This window comes from Aminobacter sp. P4_H6_2 (assembly GCF_056400805.1).
The window spans coordinates 1-2,110 of sequence record NZ_JBFUKO010000808.1; the positions used below are offsets into that span (position 1 = coordinate 1).

2 protein-coding genes and 1 pseudogene are annotated in these 2,110 nt (G+C 62.7%); all 3 read right to left on the bottom strand.

The window, feature by feature from the left end; genetic code table 11:
* Nucleotides 1–414 (bottom strand): annotated as a pseudogene (locus AC1DUU_RS30415) (NADH-quinone oxidoreductase subunit F); the annotation flags it as partial.
* A gap of 11 nt (nt 415–425) precedes the next feature.
* Nucleotides 426–1,472, bottom strand: coding sequence for an NADH-quinone oxidoreductase subunit NuoE (gene nuoE, locus AC1DUU_RS30420; protein ID WP_476787035.1), 1,047 nt, complete (start codon nt 1,470–1,472; stop codon nt 426–428).
* Nucleotides 1,473–2,110 (bottom strand): NADH-quinone oxidoreductase subunit D-related protein (locus AC1DUU_RS30425; RefSeq protein ID WP_476787036.1); only part of this gene is annotated, 638 nt, incomplete at its 5' end.

Consider the following 2,110-nt stretch of genomic DNA (forward strand, 5'->3'; position numbering starts at 1 on the left):
CTGCAATGCTTCGCGCTCACGGATGAACTCGCCACGCACATAGATGTAGGCCGCAACGGCACCCATGGCGAAACCGGCAAGCAGGCAGCCCTCGACCAGCGTATGCGGGTCATGGCGCAGGATATCGCGGTCCTTGCAGGTGCCCGGCTCGGATTCATCGGCATTGATGACGAGATAGGACGGACGGCCGTCGGCGTTCTGCTTGGGCATGAACGACCATTTGAGACCGGTCGGGAAGCCGGCGCCGCCACGGCCGCGCAGCCCCGATGCCTTCATCTCGTTGATGATCCACTCGCGGCCCTTCTCGATGATGCCGGCAGTGCCATCCCAGGCGCCACGCGACATCGCACCAGCCAGCGACTGGTCGAAGCGGCCGTAGATGTTGGTGAAAATGCGGTCCTTGTCTTCAAGCATGTTCTTGCTCCTCAGACCGGCTTCTTGCCGAAGACGCGGATGTATTCGGCCTCACCGCCCTTGGCGAGCGCCTTGGCCTGCTTGACCCAGTCGTCACGTTCGATGCGACCATGAAAGCTCAGATAGCCGTCGACCCACTCGCGCTCCGCCTTCTTCCACGACGCCACCTGGGCGAAGGTAAAGATGCCGAGTTCGTGCAAGGTGCCCTCGATCTTCGGACCGACGCCCGAGATCAGCTTGAGGTCGTCGACGGCAGCCGGCTTGGCGATGCCAGCCGGACGGTTCTTGTCTTCCAGCGATGGCTTGACCGGCGCGGCATCAGCCTTGGCCGGCACGGCAGCAACAGCGGCAGGCTTCGGCGCCTCGGCCTTCACCGGCTCGCCGCCAGCCTTCGCGGCCTTGGAAGCAGCCTTGGCATCCTTGTCGCGGGTGGTCTTGAGCACACCCTTCTCGTCCGTGAGCGAGGTGAACCCGGTCAGCGGCGCGGAGAACACGCGGCCGGTCTGCGGGCCCGTCTTGACCTGCTCGCCCTTGCCCACCTCGAACTGGTCGATGATCTCGGCCAGCCGTTCCGGCGTCAGGTCCTCGTAGGTGTCCTTGAAGATCATGACCATCGGCGCGTTGACGCAAGCGCCAAGGCACTCGACCTCTTCCCACGACAGCGTTCCCGCCTCGTTGGTGTGGAACTGATCGTGATGGATCTTGGAGCGGCACACATCCATCAGCTCTTCCGAGCCGCGCAGCATGCAGGGCGTGGTGCCGCACACTTGAATGTGAGCGCGCGTGCCCACCGGCTTGAGCTGGAACTGGGTGTAAAACGTCGCCACTTCCAGCGCGCGGATATAGGGCATCGCCAGCATGTCAGCGACATGCTCGATGGCGGCCTTCGTCACCCAGCCGTCCTGCTCTTGCGCGAGCATCAACAACGGGATGACGGCCGACTGTTCGCGGCCCTTGGGGTACTTGTTGATCCAGGTCTTGGCCTGCGCGGTCATCGCCTTGTTGAAGGCGAATGACGCTGGCTGGACGCTGGCTTCTGCGAGACGGCGGACTGACATTTAGCGGTCGACCTCACCAAACACGATGTCGAGGGAGCCGAGAACGGCTGAGATATCCGCCAGCATGTGGCCACGGCACAGGAAATCCATCGCCTGGAGATGGGCGAAACCTGGTGCGCGCAGCTTGCAGCGGTATGGTTTGTTGGTGCCGTCGGAGACGAGGAAGACGCCGAATTCGCCCTTGGGCGCTTCGACAGCCGCATAAACCTCGCCTGCCGGCACGCGGTAGCCTTCGGTGTAGAGCTTGAAGTGATGGATCAGCGATTCCATCGAGCGCTTCATCGCCTGACGCTTCGGCGGAACCACCTTGCCGTCCATGTTCGAAACAGGACCGACGCTTTCCTTGCCGAGCAGCAGATCGACGCACTGGCGCATGATCTTCGCCGACTGGCGCATCTCTTCCATGCGGATCAGGTAGCGGTCGTAGCAGTCGCCGTTCTTGCCGATCGGAATGTCGAATTCCATCTCGGAATAGCACTCGTAAGGCTGGCTCTTGCGCAGATCCCAGGCAGCGCCCGAACCGCGCACCATCACACCCGAAAACCCCCAGGCCCAGGCGTCGTCGAGCGAAACCACGCCGATATCGACGTTGCGCTGCTTGAAAATGCGGTTCGGCGTGAGCAGATCGTCGAGGTTCT

Coding starts and splice junctions, on each gene's coding strand:
- nuoE (WP_476787035.1), bottom strand. CDS start 1,472: ATGTCAGTCCGCCGTCTCGCAGAAGCCAGCGTCCAGCCAGCGTCATTC.